Raw genomic sequence first — 19,470 nt, forward strand, 5'->3', positions numbered from 1 at the left:
GGCTTTCAATATCTCGAATTATTCCATGAATTCAAATAACAATGGCTTTCCTAACTCACTACCTTAACCCTTCTGGCCAAAGGGATGCACAGTAGGCTGAAGAAAATGGCGATATATCCGACCAAATTAAAATTAGTCAATTCACCTGCTGCATTTTCTCCAATAATTAGCCCTGCAATTAAAGATGCCAAACCCGTGGCCAATTGTTGTATCGCTGAATTAAAGCTCAAAAAACTCCCTCTATTTTCGGGCCGCGCGGTGCCCGTAATAATTGCTGCAGCAGGTACATACCGTCCATTGGAAGTAACAAAAAACAAAGTCGACACTAATAACACATAAGGTATCGGTGTAACTCCCAAATTGGTAATAATCGCAATTGGAACCACATTAAGGGTCATGAAAATCGTAAAAATCCGGAGTTTCCCATACTTGTCAGACATCTTCCCAACCCAAGGAGAGGTAAAAATGGTAAAGGCTCCACCAGCCATGTAGATATAGGTTAACTGCATTTCCGTAAAGCCAACATTAGCCACTGTATACGGACTCAAAAAAGGAATGATCATAAACTGCCCAAACATCATCATTACAGAGAGAGTGATTGCCCGCATTTGATTAGGGTTGCTTGTCACTCTGCGAACTACTTCCAAGGGATGAGGCCTGACAATTTCTTTTCCAAGATGCTCAGTAATATTGGGAACGTATTGGAAAATCATTCCTAAGCTAATTACAGACAAGCCTGTTAAGATATAAAATGGGGTATGCCAGTCCGACAAACTAGCTAAAAACAAACCTAAAGGAACACCTAAAACAGAAGCAACTGAAAAAGCCGCCATGACCAACCCCATGGCTCTTCCCCTTCTTGCATCTGGGATAACATCGCCAATAATAGCTAAAATCAGAGCGGAAGTCAGTCCTCCAAAGAGGCCAGAAACAATCCTTGCGGATAACAAAATCGGGTAAGTTGGTGACAATGCGCAACCAAGGGTAGCAACAGAGAATCCTACATAAACCCAAAGCAAAATCTTTTTTCTATCGAATCGATCTAGAAAGAATGCTCCAAAAAAACTGGAAATACCTGCGCTAAAAGTATAGGAAGATACCAGCAGTCCAAATTCCCGGGGCGATATATCAAACACACGCATCAACTGCGGACCTAAAGGCATCAAAATCATAAAATCCACGATGTGGATAAAATTGATAGCTGCCAAAGTCCAAAGCAGTAATTTTTCCTTCTTCATCAAAATTGCTTTAGCCTTGAACCACAAGAAAAAAAATTAAGTTTGCTTTTACTATGTTAAATCAGGAAATACCCAAATAAAAATAGGTTTCCGGGATCGACTCAATGATGTCACCTGCTATGGTTCCTCTACCTTTTCGTTTTCCCGCCAACTCACCAGCCAATCCATGATGAAAAACCCCGCAAACTGCCGCTGATTCCGGACTATATCCCATTCCCAAGTAAGCAGTAATCATTCCAGTGAGAATATCACCTGCTCCTCCTGTAGCCATAAACTGAGTACCTGTGCTATTGATCAATTGCCTTCCATCAGGCATAGAAATCACTGTATTTGCACCTTTTAGGATTAAGATCAACTCATGCTTTATAGCAAAGTCTTTTGCTTGATTCATTCTTTCCTGATGATTGGATGCTGGGCCAACCAATCTTTGAAACTCTCCTATATGCGGAGTAAGAATTGAGTTCTTGGTCACCAAAGGAATCAATTCCGGAAATTTTGCCAAAATATTGATCCCATCTGCATCCAAAACGATTGGGAAATGAAAGTCTTTCAGCAAAGCCTCCAATTGATTCTTTCTACTTTCTATGCCCCAGCCCGGGCCTATTCCAACAGCATCATAATAGTCAGCATTGGGAATCAGCCCCCAATTACACATCGCCTCTGGTAAAGCAGCCTGAATACTGAGTCTTTCGCTTTCTTCTATATGACAAGTGACTAGTCCTGAACCTGTCCTTAATGCACTCTTTGCCGCCAAAATAATAGCTCCCATTTTTCCATGTCCGCCTCCCACCAACAGGATTTTCCCAAAATCTCCTTTATGGGAAAACCGATGGAATTTTTTATGCAAAGCAGGTATATCTTTCGCTTGAATAAAATAGAGGCTTCCTTCAAACTCCCCATACGTAGTATCTGGAATACCAATATCACATACTTCCAAATCCCCTACCGTTTCCGCATTTTCAGGAAGGATCAATGCAAGTTTTGGAAAAGCAAAGCTTACTGTCACATCTGACTGAAAAGAAAGCTCTGAACCCATCTCTTCCGAAGGAAGACCCGACGGAATATCTATAGCAATTTTTTTCCCCTGAAGAGAATTCATCCTTTCTATAATTGGTTTTGCGCTATCACGTAAGGGACCGCTCAACCCAACGCCTAGAAATGCATCAATGATAATACAAGGCTCTGTAGGCGCCTGAAACTCCTTAAAAAAGACTTCCTTAACTTTAGTCGGAAGCATTTCAAGATTTTTGCCGGCGTCTGCACTTAATTTTGAATTATCTCCAAAGCATTTGATTACTAAAATCTTGTGATTCTTTTGAGATAATAATCTTGCTATCGCAAAACCGTCACCTCCATTATTTCCCGATCCACAGAATATCAGAATTGGAGATTCTTTTGAGAATTCTTGCTGGTAAAACCATTTTTCAAATTCTTGTGCAGCTTTTTCCATCAACTCGTAGGAACTGATATTAGCGCTATTACAATGGAGTTGATCCAGTTTGGAAACACTTTCTCCTGCTAAAATCTTGATCATGATCTATACCATTGAATGAGACAATTCCTGCTTTGGAATACTTACCAATAGCAAAAAGCCTAGGCCTACTAAGAAAAATATACCTAAAGATAAGGCACTGTTCCTCATATTCCCAGTCAGCTGTTCAATGACTCCGTAAGAAAAAGTACCCAAAACGATAGCCATTTTTTCCGTCACATCATAAAAGCTAAAAAAAGATGCGTGATCAGTGGTATTTCTTGGAATGAGCTTGGAATAAGTAGATCTCGATAAAGACTGAATTCCTCCCATGACCATTCCAACGACAAAAGCCAAGGCAAAAAACTCATAAACCGTATACACGTAATAAGCCGCAGCACAGATCCCTGTCCAGATCAATACCATAATCACCAAACTAACCTTATTTCCATATTTTTTGGATATAAAAGCAAACAGATAACTACCTATTATGGCTACAAATTGGATGATAAGAACAGTCATGATCAATTGATCTCCTGGTAAGCCCAACTCCTTGTCGCCAAAAGTAGCCGCCAAATACATAGTCGTTTGTACCCCCATGGAATAGAAGAAAAATGAAGCCAAGAAGCGAATCATGACTTTAATTTCTCGTATCTGAAAAAACACTTTTCTTATCTCCTGATAACCATGAAAGAGCAATTCCCTTTTCAATTTCCTGTTGTATGGATTTTTTGGAAGAATTCTGAACGGTATTTGAGAAAAGCCAGCCCACCAAATTCCCGTGATTAAAAAAGATAACCTTGCAGCTACACCTCCATCAGGGATCCCGAATAAATGTGGCATTTGGATCATTAAAAGATTTACGACCAAAAGTATTACTGAACCTACATACCCTAAGGCAAAGCCTTTGGCACTCAGTAAATCATATTCTTTCTCCTCAGAAATTTCAGGCAAATAGGCATTATAAAACACAATACTTCCTGCATATCCAATACTTGCAGTGATACTGCAGATGATTCCCCATTCCACATTACTTGCATCAAAAAAGTACAATCCAACACAAGCTGCTGACCCTAAATAGGCAAAGAACTTCATGAATTCAAGTTTCTTTCCACTTGAATCAGCCATACCCGAAAGTAAAGGGGAGATAATGGCAATGATCAAAAAAGAAAAAGAGATAGAATAAGAATACAGGACTGTATTAATGATCTCAAAACCAAAGAAAGATACGATATCTGAATCATCCAATCCTTTGGTAACGCTATTGTAATAAACAGGAAAGATGGTTGAAGTAATGACCAAACTATAGACAGAATTAGCCCAGTCATACATAGCCCAAGCATTTTGGACTTTCTTTTTATTTTTCAGGTTGGCTAGCATTGATCGCAGGTATGAATTAGAAAAATACAATTTATTAGAGGATATTCTAATCTATTTTTTGTGATCGGAGACAAGAGCAATACCAAAAGGGCAAAAAAAAAGCTGCCTCATGATTGAAGCAGCTTTTTTAAATATTGGGTTTTTTAGTCCTTTTGAACTTTACCCACAGAAGCATACAATACCCTCCGGGCATCAGCCTCTCTTAGTTCTGTTTGAACGTCCGAAATCGGACCCATTTTTACATCTCTATCAATTTTCATAGAAATAGTAATCATATTTCTATCAGCTTCTGGAAGCATATCTCTTTCTTGGTTTACCCACTGAACGATGTCAGCAGGAGTAAGCAAAGCATCATTGGCTTGAACTCTAGGTTCAGAGCCATAAAGGCCTGTATTTTTTGGCTTACCAATATAGATATAAGAAATCAATGTCTTCTTCTGCAGCTTCTGAAGCTGGGTAGCCTGAGGTATCTTCTGCTCTACCAAAATTTCCTGCTCCCTCAACACGGTTGTTACCATGAAGAAGAATAGAAGCATGAAAATAATATCTGGTAAGGCAGAGGTTGGGATATTCTCAGAAGTCTTGGTCTTTTTGCTAAACTTTGCCATATCAACTACCAATTTTATCAGGTTCTGCAATAGAAATCGCCATTGGGATTCCTTCTTTTCCTCGGTCAATCAAAGACTGCTCAGCTTCATCTTTACCTGTTAAGGCACGATACTCTTCCGTTCTGAGATTTACCCTTTCAGCATAAATTTCGAAGTAGGCTTTCTTTGCTAAGTCAAAAACCTCCAAATATCTATCATAGCTAGTTCCACGGTTGGTCTTAATAGATACTACCGCTTCTCCTGGATGATCAGATGATTCAGGGTCTCTTCTAGACATCGCTTTCAGAGAAGCTGGAAGCGAATTATACAAACCTTGAGCTTCTTCATTTGGCTGACCAAAGTTTAAGACAAAAAGCTTAATCTTTTCATCCAAACCGTCTGCTTCAGCATATTCACCTTCTACCAAAAGCTGATCATTTGCGTTGATCAATATCGTAAAGATATTACGCTCGTTTTTATCAATTTCTGGCGGAGGATTATTAGGATCGAGTTTCGGAGGAAGTACGTTTAAGATACCTTTATCCGAAGCGATCGTCGTAGTAACGAGAAAGAAGATTAGGAGCAGGAAGGCGATGTCTGCCATCGAACCTGCATTAACCTCCTGGCTCATTCTATTTTTCTTTCTGGCCATAATTACTTAATAGCTTTATTGAATTCTGTAAACACAATGCTCACAAGAGCAAGGATTGCGAGAATATAAGTTGTGATCAGCATACCACCTACAAACTGAGAACCAGCAGGGGTCAAGTTAAAAGGGTCTGCCTCAAATTTTGGAAGTACTTCGTTGCTAGAAATAGAATAAGCAATGAAGAACAACACTACGATTCCAATGATGCCAGCGGCTGTCTTTGCCAAGCTTTTTGGATTGTCCAAAGATTGGATCAAAGGCATCAGGATGGATACGACAGCTCCTACTGCAATGAGTAGATAGCTTCCGTAAAGTAAAATATCATAAGTATCCATAATATGTCTTCTTTGGGATTAACAATTGATTGAAATTCAGCAAATGCCGGTAGTTATTACTTACCAGTCAATTTGTGCTTCACTAGGATATCTACCAATGTGATAGAAGCATCCTCCATGTCATTAACCAAAGAGTCAATTTTAGCCACGCAGTAGTTGTAGAACAACTGTAGGATGATCGCTACGATCAAACCAGCTACTGTGGTCAAAAGGGCGATTTTAATACCACCTGCTACAAGGGATGGAGAGATATCACCAGCAGCTTCGATAGAGTCGAATGCACCGATCATACCAATTACTGTACCCATGAAACCCAACATCGGAGCAAGGGAGATAAATAGGGAGATCCAAACAAGACCTTTTTCCAAACGTCCCATTTCTACTGAACCGTAAGAGATGATAGATTTTTCTACCATTTCGATACCTTCAGAGTATCTCATTAGACCTTGTGTAAAGATAGAGGCAACTGGACCCTTAGTACTTTTAGTAACGTCCTTAGCTGCTTCAACTCCTCCAGAAGAAAGAGCATCTTCAACTTTAGCCAACAATTTTTTAGTGTTGGTAGTAGAAAGATTCAAAGTGATGATTCTTTCCAATGCCACTGCAAGACCTAAGATCAAACAGATCAATACTGGAGTCATGTAAAGAGGATCACCTTCGATAAATTTTTCTTTAACTACTTGGTGAAAGCCTACTTCCTCCTCTACGATCTCATCGTCTACGATGGCCGGAGTTGCAGCAGGTTCTGCTACAGGGGTTGTTTCTTCTTGTGCTGCAGAATCTGATTCTGCTTCTTGTGCGTTAGCGAAAACAGGCGCGAATAGGATACCTGCAAGCATGAACAAAGCGATTAACTTTCTCATAATGTGATTTTTAAATAGACTTTTGATAAAGGTTAAATGGTTTCTACACTAAAATCGAGTTTTAAAGTTATCATTTTTTATATTCAAAAAACAATGGACTCTTTTAGATTTTTTCGAAAAATTCCGCTTTTAGAGCATGATTAAGCCAATTTTTACACGAGCGGGGAATTTTCTTGATTCTTCAAAAAGACCCGTATTCTTCTAAACTCGGCGAAAGGTTCACATTTTTAGCCAAAAGAAAAAACAATTCAACGAAAGAATTGTACCAAAAAAGGTATTCAATAAATTCTTTGGTAAAATCTGAAAATTATTTACTAATGTGCTGAAAATCCTTATCTAAAAACTAACTCAAGCTCTTTAATAGCTGAATAAATTATTGGCTTGAACAATTTTTATGGATTCTGTACTCCTCCTTTTTTAATCTCATATATTTAAAATTTCGAAGAGTAATCAGTCTCCTAAACTCTTCCAGCATACTTTCTTTTTAAATCTGTCAAAATTTGCTCCAGCCCATTCAATCTGATTTCATAAAGGGTATGTAACCACATTCCCAATTTTCCCTCAGGAAACCCCTGTCCATGCATCCAAACCAAGTAATGCTCTGGCACATCACAAAGTAGACGGCCCTTATATTTTCCAAAAGGCATTCTCTTGGTCACTAAATCAATCAGTATTTCTGGGTTCATCCAATAAAACTAAGTGGAAGAAAGAGAATAGGTGGAAATGAGAAGTAAATATTTTCTTCCCTGAGGCATTTTTTTTAAAGTCAAATTCCTTTTGAAAATGAAGTTTGTGCTTATACCCTACTCAATCACAGCTGGAATAAGCTTGCTTTTTTAGAGTTTAAAACTTCAGCTATGATTTAAAAATAACATATCAGCCCAAAGTTTGGTCAATAATAATATTCAATAACACCCAAGCTATAGACAAGAAAGTACCGCTGATATAAATAAGATTCTCCCCCCAAATAAGCGGCCGTACTTTGCACTATGCTAAGAAAAATTCTATTTATTTTAGTTTTTAGTTTGAGTATAGGTGGACTTTCTGCTCAGAATATTGTGTTCAAAAGGGTTGAACAACCTATACAAATAGACGGGGAGATTGATGAGGCGTGGAACCTAGCGGATTCTGCCTACAATTGGGTGCAATATTTCCCTTTCGACTCTTCTTTAGCGGTTAATCAATCGGTAGCCAAAGTTCTTTTCGATGATAAAAATATCTATGTACTAGGAATACTTTACAGCAATAACCAGGATAGAAAGTATGTCACTCCTTCCTTAAGGCGAGACTTTCGGGGAGCTGCAAATGATAATTTTACAGTCATTTTTGACACATTTCAAGATAGAACCAATGCATTTACTTTTGGTATCAATCCTTTTGGCGTAAGAAGGGAAGGTTTGGTCGCAAACGGAGGAACTGGTGAGAGTTCTTTTTCACTCGATTGGGATAATGTATGGAAAGGGGAAGCAAAACAATACAGAGGCTATTGGGTAGCGGAAATGGCAATTCCGCTGAATTCCTTACGATTCAATGAAGGACAGAAGGAGTGGAATATAAACTTTTATCGAATTGACAGTGAAAGTGCCGAAAGGTCAACTTGGGCACCAATTTCCAGAAACTTCACGCTCTTTAATCTAGCAGTATTGCGTGTTGCACAATGGGAAGAACCCACCAAGAAATCAGGAAAAAACCTTTCATTTATTCCCTATATATCAGGCAACTCCAGTAAGAATTTTGAAAATAAAACTGATGCTGTAACGGGCTTCAACGCAGGGTTTGATATCAAATACGGCATCACTCCCGGGTTGAATCTTGACTTAACTGTAAACCCGGATTTTTCTCAGGTTGAAGTTGATCAGCAAGTCACCAATTTGGATAGATTCGAGATTTTCTTTCCTGAAAGAAGACAGTTTTTTCTGGAAAATGCAGACTTATTTTCGAATTATGGAAATAGAGGTACCCGACCTTTTTTTAGCAGAAGAATTGGTGTATCCAGAGATGAAAGCACCGGACAGAACATTCAATCTCCCATTCCTTTTGGAGCCAGAATCAGTGGAAAGGCCAATGACAATCTCCGCGTAGGAATTCTGAGCATGCAGGTCTCTGATGATCAAGCTGCAAGCTTGCCATCCTATAATTATTCTATGGTTTCTTTACAGCAAAAGGTATTTACCAGATCCAATATCTCAGCCTTCCTTGTCAATAAGCAAACTTTCCAGAGTCGCGAAAAATATGCTGACAGTTTGTATAATGCCTATGACAGGACCTTTGGGGTGGATTATAATTTAGCTTCAGCAGATAACCGAATTACCGGGAAGTTCTTTTATCATCAGAATATCAATGAAGTAGCAAAAGACAGTGCCTTCGCAATGGGTGTGGAACTTGAATATAATGTCCCAAAATGGTCTTTGGAAATGCGATCTCAATCCGTTGGCACCAATTATGCACCGGAGGTAGGTTTTGTTCGGAGAACGGACATCCGACAATTAGCTATGACTTATCGCCGAAGCTTCTTCCCTTCTACTGGAGGAGTTCAGCGACACGGACCAGGATTCGATTTTGATGTAGTCGGCAATAAGACCTATGGATTTTTGGACTGGGATGTCAATTTATTATATGACATCAATTGGAAATCCTCAGCGCGGTTTTCATTGCGGGCGCGAAGACAATACACCTATCTCTTCAGAGGCTTTGATCCCAGTGGATCAGATGGGCTCGCTTTACCGGCCAATACCGAATACACCAATAACTTGATCATTGCACGGTACAGTTCTGATGAAAGAAAAATCATTTCTTTCAATCTCGGTACTCGATCCGGCGAATATTTCAATGGAACGAGAATCAACTTGGAGGGGAGCGTTCAGTGGAGATATCAACCTTTGGGCTTTACCAGTTTGGATTTCGAGTTCAACAGAATCAGACTTCCCAAACCCTACAATGATTCCAATCTTTTCCTGATAGGTCCAAGGTTCGATTTTACATTCAGTAAGCAGCTTTTTTGGACCACTTTTGTCCAATATAACAGCCAAATCGAGAATGTAAATATCAATTCCCGATTGCAATGGCGCTTTGCTCCCGTGTCGGATATTTTCTTGGTTTACACGGACAATTATTTGGCAGAAATGAACCCTGATGGATTTATTCAGTTTGGAAGCTCCAAGTCAAGAGCCTTAGTATTTAAAATGACTTATTGGTTGAATCTTTGATTCAAACTGCGAAAAATAAAAGCCAACCGTTTAAATCATAATTTCAATCCCAGTCGACCCGCCCTTTCTTGAATTAAATAAGAGAATTCCAACTTAGTGTTTTTGGTCAAAAAACTTTTGTCGATTATCTCGGACCAACTTTGAACCCCACTTTCGACTCTACCCCAAAGATTTTCGATTGCTTTGGCAGGAATGCTGGATTTTGACATGGCACTATTAAAATCCTCCCTTGATAGTTTTCTCTTCTTACCATTAAGATTCAATGCTAACTCCTCCGGATCGTCTTTTATCAATAAGCTCGTGGCAATCATATCATAAGAGGGAGATAATTGATATTCACCATTTTTAAATGCTATCAAAGAAAAATTCTTAAAGTGCATGTCATTATTTCCTATCAAAAATGAGACGATAACCTGTTGATAGAATTTCACTACTTCCAATAATGGGTTATGACTAAAGTTGATAATGGCTTTTGCAATCTGCTCATAGGAACCCCTGTATTTATGTTCGGTAAGTCTTCCTGTAAATTGACAGGCATCCTCCATTGGAAACTTCTTATTGGTTGGACTTCTATCTATTCGCTTTGTGAGGTAGGCTAATTCACCACCTAGCATAGGTATTAGCAAAAAGGGAACTGTTTCTATTCCAGCCTCTTTGGCCATCAGCATCGATAAAGCCTCGATTTCCGGCATTTGAGGATAAAGATCAAATGGAGGCTTTAATATGTATTTTCCATTCAAGGCTCCAACAATCGTTAATCTCTTCTCTTTTTTCTCTTCGATATAACCCAGTGATAGTTTTGGCTGTACTCCTGTCACAATTATCCTCTGAGAAATGTTTTCTCTTGCAAGTTCTTTAATATTAGCCAAGTCCAGATTAAGACTTAAAACAGGTTTATCTTCCTTCCAAAAATCTTTGAGGCACTTTTGATGATATTGAGCTTCTCCATTTAATGCCAGATTACATGCAAGACAAAAATTCATATTTCAATCACACTAATATTCCCTATACAATCCCTGCAAGTTTTTAATAACAAACCCATTCTATCTCTTGGATTCAATTTCCAATTTTGATGTGCAACATCCAATAACCATCCTTCAGGAATCAGTCCGTCAAAAAAAGGAAATAAAGTTTCTGATTTATATGATTCTGTTTGCAATGGCAATGTCAGCGAAACTGGCAATGGGTTCTTTGATTTCAGGTACTTGTCTAAATAGGTAAATGTATACCCATCTTCACCTTCTTCCAGAATTCCTGCCAATTGATTAGCTACCCAAATTTCTCCTTGTCTCATCACTTATTTCAGTTGGAGTTAATGTGTGACCAAAAAACAATAAAACCTGATTGATTTTATCCGCCATCAGATTCGGTTTCCCTTGTTCTAATTCTCTTATAAACCGTATTCCCACACCAGAAATATCAGCTAGTTCCAATTGAGTTAGCCCAGCTTCCTTTCTTCTCCTTCGAACAAATTCTGATATGGCATTATTTCTATTCCAAGTCATATATTTATACCCTTATGGGTACAATTTAAAGAAATATTACCAAATTACACCTAAAAGGGTATAATTATTAAAAAATAATGATTATAATACCCTTGCGGGTATATTTTTTAATTCAACTTTCTATTACTTCATTTAAGTGTCGTTTCTACTCATTGCCTTATAAAATGAGATGGAGTGCTATTCTGGAAAATTTATTCCGAGGCTCTTTTTAAAAAAACGGACGACTTCGCAACTGGTTAAATTAAAAAAACCCTAATTATCTAAAATTCTGATAGTTAGGGTTTTAACTTGCAGAGAGGAAGGGATTCGAACCTATTTTACCGATAACACCAAAAATTACTTCAAAAGTCACCATAATTGGGTTTTAGAAAGGGTTAATTAAAATATCAGCAAATGGAAATCAACCTAAATAAAAATATTTTGCACCCCAATTAACACCCCAAATGATTATTTCACTACATTGTTAGTGTTTTAAATGGGGAAAACATGGCAAAACTTACTATTCGGTTCGAAATCCGACAGGATAAATTAAACCAAGACGGCAACGCTCCTATTTCATGTATAATGTCAGTTTCGCAACAGCGGAAGAGAATTGCAACAGAATTAAGCATTCCTGCTGCCAATTGGGACAAATCTGCACAGAAAGCTATTTATAGAAATAGAAAGGAGTTTTCGAAAATATCAGGTGGAAACAAACCATCCGTATTATTGATGGAGTCAGATATTGACCGAATCAATGGACTTTTGGAAAAAATCAGGTCAAGGCTAAATTTCATAGAAGACGGATTCAGACTAAATGACAAAACCTACACTGTTGAGAACATATTTTCAAAATACCAAGAAAGCCTTCCATCGATAGGTAAAAAAATGGTTGAAAAACAGAAACGTTATATTCCGACCGTCCCAGATTTCATCAACACCTATATTGAAAGAAACAAAGCAAGCCGGGCAAAAAGAAGCTTAGGCGTTTACTCCCAATTGAAAAGCCATTTGGAAGATTTCGAAAAGTGGTCCTTCAAAAAGGTGACGTTTGATAGAATCGGACTTTCTTTTTTTGAAGAGTTTCAAAATTACCTAATTGAACATAAGGCATCTTTAAACAATATTACCATTGCCAAACAGCTCAGCACCCTAAAAACCTTGTTAGGGTATGCAAGGAAACACGGAATCGAAATGAATCAATCATTCAGGGATTTCACAATCAAACGTCAAAAACTAGAAGTCATTACCCTGTCTGAGGGAGAATACCGAGCATTAAAGGAAGTAGACCTAAAAGGAGTTAGTAGGCACGAGAAAGCAAGGGATATTTTCATTTTCCTTTGTGCTACCAGCATGAGGTATTCCGATTACGATCAGTTCAAACGGGAGCATATTAAAGGACAGACGATCCAGCTTACTATGAAGAAGGGGAGTAAATTGTGGGAGATCCCATTGAACCCAGATTCCATTTCAATTCTGGAAAAATACAAGGATTTAGCAGAGCCTCTTCCGAAGATTTCGAACCCCAAATTATCGAAATACATCAAGGAGATTTGTGCTGTTGCAAAAATTAATGAACCAGTTGAAATTGTCCGATACAAAGGAGCCGAACCAATCAGAAATGTATACCCTAAACATAAACTGGTTTCAGCACACACAGGGAGAAAAACATTCTGCACTTTATCCCTAGAACGTGGCGCATCTGTGGAAACGGTAATGAAGTGGTCTGGCCATGAATCCTACGCAAGTTTCAAGCGATATGTCAATCTGAGCAGAACACACAGCATCAAGGAAATGGAACGTGTTTGGGGGAAAACAGAGATTATGAAGGCGGTATAAAAACTTGTCAAAACTACACATTCCAAAACACACTTTAAATCCATACAACAATGACTAAAATAACACTCAAATTCGCCAATCAAACACAACTGTTTCACTTTCTGGAGAACATTGCAAATGCCCAACATGCTCTGGCAGACAAAGCAGAACAAGACGGTACCAATTCAGAAACAATGTTTTCAATCATGGCATTAACCAAAATTCAAACTGAAGCATACAAACAGTTAGCAGATAATCAATCCTAAGAGTCAGCATCGAGCATGATCAACCATGTACAAGACAACAAATGGTAAATGTTAACAAAAGCCAACATTTCCCAAATGTTGACAAAAGTTGACATTGAAACAAAAAATTTTGGGGAGAGAACATGAAAACAGACAATGGATATCCGTACAATTTTGATCTAGAGGAAATACAGGAAATGGTTGATTTTTTCAGAAGGAAAGGTCAACCAGAAAATGCCTTAGCTGAACTTGATGAAATTGAAAACTCTTACTTTAAGAACAGAGACAAGATTGATCGAAATAAACCTGAAAATTGGCATTTGATGCAATATTCAATTCAAGGGCTCTTTTTGGAATCCTCTGATCCGACCAAGGTCACTGATTTTTTTCATTACAAGCTCAGGGAAATAATTAAGCAGCTTAATCAATGGTCCAGACATAGTGAAGAAAATGCAAAAGAATCCAATTCTCGGGTTAATGGAATTGTCCTTCATTATTTAATGGAGTCAGGCAATACCAAATTTCCCAAAACTGCAAATTCAATTGAATTATCGGGGTATCTAAAACTAATCGAAATTAAAGGCAAAGGAATATCTGCATACAATAAGTCAATAGTCCATTTAAGAAAAAAAGAAGGGTGGACACCTGGAGTTTTTTATAGAGGAGATTTTACAGAAGCATTTGAGATTTTGAAACGAATCGATCAAAAGGCGTATGAACTTGCTGTCAATGAATTTGATGATCAAATCTCTCAGGATTACAATTCTAAAGAAGGTAGATCAAGTGAATTTTTTCGAAAATAAAATCATTGATTATCAAATGATTAAAAATTTTATTTTACCCAATTTTAAGTTTACCCACTTTTCACCCAGGTAAACTGATAGTGTGGCCCCATGAACTTTCGAAAAAACAAATCAAAGTTTCATGGAAAAACCATTCATTCTCATCCCAATTCCATTTCATCGGTTTAAAGATGAAATGGCAAAATTGATTAAAGAGCAACTTGAATCTGGTCACTCGCTCACAAATCAACAGCAATCACAAACTATCCTTGACACCGATCAGCTAATGGCAAAACTCGGTGTCACCCGGCCCACCCTGTCACGGTGGAGAAAAGAAAATAGAATCCCTTTCATCCAGGTAGGTTCTGTAGTTCGGTATGACCTGGACAAAGTATTAGAAGCATTGGAAAACAAAAAAAGGAGGTCAAAATGAAAGAATCCATTCAAACCTCCCGGAAAGTCTCTTTGGGGAAAAGACTTGACGAAGATACGAATATATTCAATCCGATCTGCTACAAAGCCATTGGAAAAGGCAATTGGTACCAACAGGATTTGGAATATATCACTAAGCCTGCTTTCAGACTTGAACTTCTTCCTGCCAATGTTCAGCTGGAGTATTGTTACAAGGCAAAAATTGTGGCCGAATACCTTTTGACATTCCAAAACAAAGAAGGCTACGTGAAAGCTCTGACTGGACTGCGAAAGACTATTTACACAGATTGGCATTATGGAGACCTGAGGACTTTTATGGACTGTAAAACAATCCTAAACCTAGTCTTGATTCAATTTAGCGTAGACAGATCCAATTTCAGACTGTATCTTTTTGAATCCTACTATCCAAAAGGAAATAAAAGGATTACTACTGTCAACAAGATCATACAAGAAATTAATACTACTGGACAACCTCCTAGAAAGGTCCTGAAATGTTGTAAATGTACATCCAAGATCATTGAACAAACCAAACCAATACAGGTATGAAAACAATGATTCAGGTTTGGGATAGGTATTCTCAAGAACCACCACTGAAACAACTTACAAGACTGATGGAGGTGGATATGACAAAATCCTATCCGTCTGTTCCTTCCCATGCAAGAAGGAAAATCACTTTTCGGGATCATACAGCCAATGATTTGACATCTTCAATTATTGCCTTCTTCAATTTACAAGGCGGATTTGCGGAAAGGATCAACAACATGGGTCAACAGCTAGATCGAAAGGGAGAGCGAATTTGGGTTAAGGGGAATGGCAAAGATGGCACAGCAGATATTTCAGCAACATTTAACGGGATCAGTGTCAAGGTTGAAGTGAAAGCTGGAAATGACAGACAGAGCGATGCTCAAAAGGAATATCAAAGACGCATAGAGGCAGCTGGTGGTATTTACATAATTGCCAGAAACTTCGATGGGTTTATCTATGAGTTTTTCAGAAGAATAGATCAAAAAGGAAATGAAAGAGTCAAGTAAGTTCTTCAACTTCCCCATTCAGTTGCTACATGGATTCATGAATAACTCTAAAGAATGCTTTGCAAACATTTTTGACTATTCAGTTTTTCAAATGGTTTATTCGGAAGATGCTATTTATGATGACTTGGATGAATTTATGGAAGAATGGAATATTAGTATTCCAAAATCTAGAGCAAACAGAATTTATTCCAATGGCAAACTACTTTATGATTCATTTAATAGTTTCAATTTACCTTGGACAGGGATACATAAAAAAACTTATTTCAAGATCCGTGATGAAACTGATGAGTTCAAGTTGATTTGCTTTCTTGCATATTCTGCATTTAAATCAATCATCCAGAAAAAGCAATGGTGTAAGGTGCCAAATGACTTGATCCTTGCAAGAATGGCGGGGCTTTCAGGTTACAAGAATAAAGGAAGGGCTGCAATTATTCCGAGTAAAATTGCTTATTGGATGAAATCCAAAAGCCAAAGAAGAAAGCGAGTATTTCAATATTTAGAAACCTATAACGGCTTAGTATATTTGCCGAAATCAAGAGGGATAATTTTTTCTTTGACGTGTTCTTTCAAGGAATTGGTCTACTATGTAGAGGAGAAAAAAGTAGTCAAGGAGATTTCGGAAAAGGATAGGATGGCGAAAAAAAACCAAACTCTCAATGAAGTAAAAGCAGAAATGAGGGAACTAATTAGGAATAGAAATAGGAACTAATTCGATTATCATTACTATTACCTTGATACGAACCTATAAATAAGGCTTCTTTAAGGAATACTATCTAAGAAATACTAAACAAAAGAAAACTTCACATGGAGTCGAAAACTAAATTTTCGACTCTTTTTTTTCTGGAATTTGCTGGATTCCAAGATTAAGTGGTTTTCGCAAGTGAATGCAATACTTTATGCCTATGATTTGTTTTGATCAACTTTAATTGAAAAATCAAAGGATCAATAAAATTCTAGCAGTTTTATGAAAACGCAATTTTTTTTTAGAATCTATAAATGCGAACCTAAAAGGCTATTTTTTAAATGTCGGTTTGCATTGAAAATCAACTTCACCAGAAAAAATCAAACTAACTTCAATAAACGATTTTAATTTCCTTAACATTTTTCAAATTAAATCTCTAATTTGAAATTCTTTTTAAATCTTTTTCATGACTCCTAGTTCCAACCAAAACCCAGAACAAATCGCAAGAGATCTGATTGATAGCCAATTGGAGCAGGCTGGTTGGTTGGTGCAATCCAAAAATGAAGTAAACCTTTCAGGTGGAAAAGGGATAGCAGTCCGGGAATATCAGACTTCTTCAGGTCCTGCAGATTATGTTCTGTTTGTGGATCGCAAGCCAGTTGGAGTGATAGAAGCAAAGCGAGAAGAAGAAGGAGAACGATTGACTGTAGTTGAGGATCAATCTTTTGAATACGCAACCAGTAAACTCAAATACTTGAATCAAGGCAACCTTCCTTTTGTATATGAAAGCACTGGAGCCTTGACTCGGTTTACAGATTACAGAGACCCGAAACCTCGATCAAGGCCGATTTTTCACTTTCATAAGCCAGAAACATTAGCGGAATGGAATGGACAAGCTGAAACCCTACGTGCACGATTGCTGAATATTCCTCCTTTAGATGAACAGGGATTACGTCCTGCGCAGAAATCGGCAATCAGGAATCTGGAGAAATCATTCCAGGCAAACAATCCTAAGTCATTGATTCAAATGGCAACAGGTGCTGGCAAAACTTTTACAGCCTGCACATTTGTGTACCGTTTGTTGAAGTTCTCCAAAGCAAAGCGCATCCTGTTTTTAGTAGATACTAAGAATCTGGGCGAACAAGCAGAACAGGAATTCCTGAAGTATCAACCGACTGATGATAACCGGAAGTTTACCGAATTATACAATGTGCAGCGATTGACTTCAAGCTACATTGCTTCAGATAGTCAGGTCTGTATTTCTACCATACAACGCCTGTATTCAATCTTGCAAGGCAAGGAATTGGAAGAGTCCGCTGAAGAAGAGAATCCAAATGAATCAGGCTGGACTTGGCAGAAAAAAGACCCTTTGCCTGTGGCATACACTCAGAAAAATCCTATTGAACAGTTTGACTTTATCATCATCGATGAATGCCACCGATCGATCTACAACCTCTGGAAGCAGGTATTGGATTATTATGATGCATTCTTGGTTGGTTTGACGGCAACGCCTGACAAGCGAACTTTTGCATTTTTCAATCAAAATGTGGTATCTGAATACACCTATGAAGAGTCAGTCGCAGATGGAGTGAATGTCCCTTACGATGTTTTTACCATTGAAACAGAAATCACCAAAGCAGGGTCGGTGATCAAAGCAAAAGAGTTTGTAGACAAACGGGAAAAACTTACTCGAAAGAAACGCTGGGAACAGCTGGATGATGACTTGGTTTACACGCCTAACAAGCTTGACAAGGAAGTAGTGAGTCCAAGTCAGATCCGAACGGTTGTTCGAGCATTTAAAGAAGCCTTACCGACGATTTTCCCAGATCGGTTTGATGAAGATGGTGAATTTGAAGTGCCCAAAACATTGATTTTTGCAAAGACAGATAGCCATGCAGATGATATCATCAATATCGTGCGAGAGGAATTTGGGGAGGGTAATGATTTCTGTAAAAAGATAACCTACAAAATCGAAGAAGATCCCAAATCAGTTTTAAACCGTTTCCGGAATTCCTGGGCACCGAGAATTGCTGTTACAGTGGATATGATTGCAACTGGAACGGATGTAAAACCATTGGAGGTTTTGCTGTTTATGCGAGATGTGAAAAGCAGCAATTACTTCGAGCAGATGAAAGGGAGGGGCACACGCACGATCAACTTTGATGATCTGCAAAAAGTCACCCGAACTGCCAAACATACCAAAACACACTTTGTCATTGTCGATGCGATTGGAGCTATCAAATCCAAGAAAACAGACAGCAGGCCACTGGAGCGGAAGCCAACAGTGCCTTTAAAGGATTTGTTGGGAGCAGTGAAAATGGGTGCACAGGATGAAGATTTGTTTCTATCTCTTGCAAACAGATTACTTCGCCTAGAAAAAGAATTGAATCCTTCAGAGAAAGAGAAATTTGCTGAACTGGCAGAAGGAAAGAGCCTACAAACCGTAATCAAGGACCTACTGAATGCCTATAATCCTGACGTGATAGAAGGAATAGAACAAAAAGTGTCTCAGGAAAAAATCGGGCAGGCACCAGATGAAATTTCCAAAACCATAGCTCAGGAAGTGGATCAGCTTCGGACTTCTGCTGCAAAAGTATTCACAGGAGAACTCACCGAGTATGTAGAGAAAGTACGAAAAGCACACGATCAAGTCATTGATGGAGTGAATGTGGACAAAGTGATCCGAGCGGAGTGGGATACCTTCACCACTGAAAAAGCAGAACAGGTCATTCAGGATTTTACTGAGTACATTCAAACACATAAGGATGAAATTATCGCTTTGGAGATTTTCTATGATCAGCCTTACCGAAGAAGAGAACTGACCCTGAAAATGGTCAAGGATCTGCTGGATCGAATCAAACTGGATAGACCCATGCTAGCACCTACTTATATCTGGGAGGCCTATCAACAACTGGATCAGGTGAAGGAAAATTCACCCAAAAATGAATTGATCACCTTAGTTTCCCTGATCCGCAAAGTGGCAGGAATTGATACTCAGCTTACATCTTATGATGCAACGGTGAATGAGAATTTCCGAAAGTGGATCTTCCAACAAAATGCCGGACAGCATAACAAGTTCACAGAAGAGCAACTGGCTTGGTTGCGAATGATTAAAGATCATATCGCTTCCAGCTTCCATATTGGACTGGATGATCTGGATTATACACCTTTTGATAAAAATGGAGGCAGGGGCAAGATGTGGGCGCTGTTTGGAGCTGATATGGAAAAAGTGATTCAGGAATTAAATGAAGAATTGGTAGCGTAATA

At 38.4% G+C, this 19,470-nt stretch carries 20 protein-coding genes; 9 read left to right on the forward strand and 11 right to left on the reverse strand.

All coding sequences use genetic code 11. The features are described from left to right. Positions 1-50: 50 nt before the first annotated feature. From B2906_RS15710 to B2906_RS15745, 8 genes are all read right to left on the reverse strand, one after another. Positions 51-1,238, reverse strand: a complete 1,188-nt coding sequence (locus B2906_RS15710; RefSeq protein ID WP_286941572.1) for an MFS transporter — start codon at positions 1,236-1,238, stop codon at positions 51-53. Between the two features lie 61 nt (positions 1,239-1,299). Then, the gene (locus B2906_RS15715) at positions 1,300-2,772 is read right to left on the reverse strand and encodes an NAD(P)H-hydrate dehydratase (protein ID WP_286941576.1); all 1,473 of its coding nucleotides are present in this window, start codon (positions 2,770-2,772) and stop codon (positions 1,300-1,302) included. A gap of 3 nt (positions 2,773-2,775) precedes the next feature. After that, positions 2,776-4,089 carry an MFS transporter gene (locus tag B2906_RS15720; RefSeq protein ID WP_286941580.1) on the reverse strand — a complete coding sequence of 438 codons (1,314 nt, stop codon included), beginning with the start codon at positions 4,087-4,089 and terminating at the stop codon, positions 2,776-2,778. Positions 4,090-4,232: 143 nt separating this feature from the next. Then, the gene (locus tag B2906_RS15725; protein WP_091648824.1) at positions 4,233-4,697 is read right to left on the reverse strand and encodes an ExbD/TolR family protein; all 465 of its coding nucleotides are present in this window, start codon (positions 4,695-4,697) and stop codon (positions 4,233-4,235) included. Position 4,698: 1 nt separating this feature from the next. After that, on the reverse strand, positions 4,699-5,328 hold the full coding sequence (locus B2906_RS15730; protein ID WP_091648820.1) for an ExbD/TolR family protein: 630 nt from the start codon (positions 5,326-5,328) through the stop codon (positions 4,699-4,701). A gap of 2 nt (positions 5,329-5,330) precedes the next feature. Beyond that, on the reverse strand, positions 5,331-5,660 hold the full coding sequence (locus B2906_RS15735) for a hypothetical protein (protein WP_091648817.1): 330 nt from the start codon (positions 5,658-5,660) through the stop codon (positions 5,331-5,333). 56 nt (positions 5,661-5,716) lie between these two features. Then, the gene (locus B2906_RS15740; RefSeq protein ID WP_091648814.1) at positions 5,717-6,523 is read right to left on the reverse strand and encodes a MotA/TolQ/ExbB proton channel family protein; all 807 of its coding nucleotides are present in this window, start codon (positions 6,521-6,523) and stop codon (positions 5,717-5,719) included. 458 nt (positions 6,524-6,981) lie between these two features. After that, positions 6,982-7,209: a DUF3820 family protein gene (locus tag B2906_RS15745; RefSeq protein ID WP_286941584.1), complete on the reverse strand. Its 228-nt coding sequence runs from the start codon at positions 7,207-7,209 to the stop codon at positions 6,982-6,984. 303 nt (positions 7,210-7,512) lie between these two features. On the opposite strand from B2906_RS15745, the gene B2906_RS15750 reads away from it, so the two are divergent. Next, entirely contained in the window at positions 7,513-9,729 is a 2,217-nt protein-coding gene (locus tag B2906_RS15750; RefSeq protein WP_286941587.1) for a carbohydrate binding family 9 domain-containing protein, read from the forward strand. A gap of 35 nt (positions 9,730-9,764) precedes the next feature. Here B2906_RS15750 and B2906_RS15755 read toward each other — a convergent pair whose 3' ends face one another. The 3 genes from B2906_RS15755 to B2906_RS15765 are packed head-to-tail and all read right to left on the reverse strand — an operon-like array spanning position 9,765 to position 11,234. Beyond that, positions 9,765-10,712 (reverse strand): HipA domain-containing protein, encoded by a 948-nt coding sequence (locus B2906_RS15755; RefSeq protein WP_286941589.1) that lies wholly within the window; start codon positions 10,710-10,712, stop codon positions 9,765-9,767. Next, positions 10,709-11,023, reverse strand: coding sequence for a HipA N-terminal domain-containing protein (locus B2906_RS15760; protein ID WP_286941592.1), 315 nt, complete (start codon positions 11,021-11,023; stop codon positions 10,709-10,711). The genes B2906_RS15755 and B2906_RS15760 overlap by 4 nt, the downstream gene beginning before the upstream one ends. Continuing rightward, complete coding sequence (locus tag B2906_RS15765) at positions 10,995-11,234, reverse strand: helix-turn-helix transcriptional regulator (protein WP_091648791.1); 240 nt, start codon at positions 11,232-11,234, stop codon at positions 10,995-10,997. Before B2906_RS15765 ends, B2906_RS15760 begins: the two co-directional genes overlap by 29 nt. Positions 11,235-11,720: 486 nt before the next feature. Between B2906_RS15765 and B2906_RS15770 the strand changes: the two genes are divergently transcribed. The 8 genes from B2906_RS15770 to B2906_RS15805 all read left to right on the forward strand — a co-directional run bounded on the left by B2906_RS15770 (position 11,721) and on the right by B2906_RS15805 (position 19,468). Beyond that, the gene (locus B2906_RS15770) at positions 11,721-13,052 is read left to right on the forward strand and encodes a site-specific integrase (protein ID WP_286941595.1); all 1,332 of its coding nucleotides are present in this window, start codon (positions 11,721-11,723) and stop codon (positions 13,050-13,052) included. Positions 13,053-13,102: 50 nt separating this feature from the next. Further along, positions 13,103-13,297: a hypothetical protein gene (locus B2906_RS15775; RefSeq protein WP_286941598.1), complete on the forward strand. Its 195-nt coding sequence runs from the start codon at positions 13,103-13,105 to the stop codon at positions 13,295-13,297. 122 nt (positions 13,298-13,419) lie between these two features. After that, entirely contained in the window at positions 13,420-14,079 is a 660-nt protein-coding gene (locus B2906_RS15780) for a hypothetical protein (protein WP_286941600.1), read from the forward strand. Positions 14,080-14,200: 121 nt separating this feature from the next. Next, positions 14,201-14,491: a helix-turn-helix transcriptional regulator gene (locus B2906_RS15785; RefSeq protein WP_286941602.1), complete on the forward strand. Its 291-nt coding sequence runs from the start codon at positions 14,201-14,203 to the stop codon at positions 14,489-14,491. Beyond that, entirely contained in the window at positions 14,488-15,036 is a 549-nt protein-coding gene (locus B2906_RS15790; RefSeq protein WP_286941604.1) for a hypothetical protein, read from the forward strand. The genes B2906_RS15785 and B2906_RS15790 overlap by 4 nt, the downstream gene beginning before the upstream one ends. Further along, entirely contained in the window at positions 15,033-15,521 is a 489-nt protein-coding gene (locus tag B2906_RS15795) for a hypothetical protein (protein ID WP_286941606.1), read from the forward strand. The genes B2906_RS15790 and B2906_RS15795 overlap by 4 nt, the downstream gene beginning before the upstream one ends. Further along, complete coding sequence (locus tag B2906_RS15800) at positions 15,505-16,230, forward strand: hypothetical protein (RefSeq protein ID WP_286941608.1); 726 nt, start codon at positions 15,505-15,507, stop codon at positions 16,228-16,230. Before B2906_RS15795 ends, B2906_RS15800 begins: the two co-directional genes overlap by 17 nt. A 439-nt stretch (positions 16,231-16,669) precedes the next feature. Beyond that, complete coding sequence (locus B2906_RS15805) at positions 16,670-19,468, forward strand: DEAD/DEAH box helicase family protein (RefSeq protein ID WP_286941612.1); 2,799 nt, start codon at positions 16,670-16,672, stop codon at positions 19,466-19,468. Positions 19,469-19,470 lie beyond the last annotated feature (2 nt).

It is taken from the genome of Algoriphagus sp. UBA3586 (genome assembly GCF_002376385.1).
Classification (GTDB): Bacteria; Bacteroidota; Bacteroidia; order Cytophagales; family Cyclobacteriaceae; genus Algoriphagus; species Algoriphagus ornithinivorans.

Excerpts from the sequence above, each read along its gene's own strand:
- B2906_RS15805 (WP_286941612.1), top strand. The coding sequence starts at position 16,670 with ATGACTCCTAGTTCCAACCAAAACCCAGAACAAATCGCAAGAGATCTG.
- B2906_RS15755 (WP_286941589.1), bottom strand. The coding sequence starts at position 10,712 with ATGAATTTTTGTCTTGCATGTAATCTGGCATTAAATGGAGAAGCTCAA.
- B2906_RS15775 (WP_286941598.1), top strand. The coding sequence starts at position 13,103 with ATGACTAAAATAACACTCAAATTCGCCAATCAAACACAACTGTTTCAC.
- B2906_RS15760 (WP_286941592.1), bottom strand. The coding sequence starts at position 11,023 with ATGAGACAAGGAGAAATTTGGGTAGCTAATCAATTGGCAGGAATTCTG.
- B2906_RS15785 (WP_286941602.1), top strand. The coding sequence starts at position 14,201 with ATGGAAAAACCATTCATTCTCATCCCAATTCCATTTCATCGGTTTAAA.
- B2906_RS15720 (WP_286941580.1), bottom strand. The coding sequence starts at position 4,089 with ATGCTAGCCAACCTGAAAAATAAAAAGAAAGTCCAAAATGCTTGGGCT.
- B2906_RS15790 (WP_286941604.1), top strand. The coding sequence starts at position 14,488 with ATGAAAGAATCCATTCAAACCTCCCGGAAAGTCTCTTTGGGGAAAAGA.
- B2906_RS15745 (WP_286941584.1), bottom strand. The coding sequence starts at position 7,209 with ATGAACCCAGAAATACTGATTGATTTAGTGACCAAGAGAATGCCTTTT.
- B2906_RS15765 (WP_091648791.1), bottom strand. The coding sequence starts at position 11,234 with ATGACTTGGAATAGAAATAATGCCATATCAGAATTTGTTCGAAGGAGA.
- B2906_RS15740 (WP_091648814.1), bottom strand. The coding sequence starts at position 6,523 with ATGAGAAAGTTAATCGCTTTGTTCATGCTTGCAGGTATCCTATTCGCG.
- B2906_RS15730 (WP_091648820.1), bottom strand. The coding sequence starts at position 5,328 with ATGGCCAGAAAGAAAAATAGAATGAGCCAGGAGGTTAATGCAGGTTCG.
- B2906_RS15735 (WP_091648817.1), bottom strand. The coding sequence starts at position 5,660 with ATGGATACTTATGATATTTTACTTTACGGAAGCTATCTACTCATTGCA.
- B2906_RS15780 (WP_286941600.1), top strand. The coding sequence starts at position 13,420 with ATGAAAACAGACAATGGATATCCGTACAATTTTGATCTAGAGGAAATA.
- B2906_RS15715 (WP_286941576.1), bottom strand. The coding sequence starts at position 2,772 with ATGATCAAGATTTTAGCAGGAGAAAGTGTTTCCAAACTGGATCAACTC.
- B2906_RS15750 (WP_286941587.1), top strand. The coding sequence starts at position 7,513 with ATGCTAAGAAAAATTCTATTTATTTTAGTTTTTAGTTTGAGTATAGGT.
- B2906_RS15770 (WP_286941595.1), top strand. The coding sequence starts at position 11,721 with ATGGCAAAACTTACTATTCGGTTCGAAATCCGACAGGATAAATTAAAC.
- B2906_RS15795 (WP_286941606.1), top strand. The coding sequence starts at position 15,033 with ATGAAAACAATGATTCAGGTTTGGGATAGGTATTCTCAAGAACCACCA.
- B2906_RS15725 (WP_091648824.1), bottom strand. The coding sequence starts at position 4,697 with ATGGCAAAGTTTAGCAAAAAGACCAAGACTTCTGAGAATATCCCAACC.
- B2906_RS15710 (WP_286941572.1), bottom strand. The coding sequence starts at position 1,238 with ATGAAGAAGGAAAAATTACTGCTTTGGACTTTGGCAGCTATCAATTTT.
- B2906_RS15800 (WP_286941608.1), top strand. The coding sequence starts at position 15,505 with ATGAAAGAGTCAAGTAAGTTCTTCAACTTCCCCATTCAGTTGCTACAT.